At 72.1% G+C, this 408-nt stretch carries 1 protein-coding gene; it reads right to left on the reverse strand.

Annotated elements, in window-relative coordinates; all coding sequences use genetic code 11:
• The coding region (locus ACOADB_RS14115) for a hypothetical protein (protein WP_378599686.1) at positions 1-312 on the reverse strand (312 nt) is incomplete at its 3' end.
• Between the last annotated feature and the right edge of the window lie 96 nt (positions 313-408).

Genomic DNA, 408 nt, shown 5'->3' on the forward strand with positions numbered 1-408 from the left:
GACCTCGGTGCACTCCGTCAGCACGTCGCCGCGGGACTGGAGGTCCGCGCACTTCCAGTCGTAGTACGACCCTCCGTCGCTGGGCTCGTGCTCGGCGCGGATGTCGAGCCGCCGGTCGTCGATGCTGGTGCGCACCGTCCACGACGTCGCCTCGGCCCGTTCGCCCACGGCGAGGTCGCGCGGAAAGTTGTCGGTCAGGTTGTCTGCGGCCGTGCTCCAGGACCGAGCGCTCACCTCGGGGTCCGTGGCGCCCGGGAACGAATCGAGCGCCACCTCCTTCACCAGGTCCGCAATGGCGTACTGGTCGGCCACGGGTGGCCCGTCGGTGGTCGGCCCGTCGGTGGTCGGCCCGTCCGTCGTGGCCGTGTCCGTGGGGGGATCGGTGCGCCGGGCGGACGGATCGTCCTG

The organism is Nocardioides sp. CPCC 206348, assembly GCF_048654705.1.
In the GTDB taxonomy this organism is placed as follows: Bacteria; Actinomycetota; Actinomycetes; order Propionibacteriales; family Nocardioidaceae; genus Nocardioides.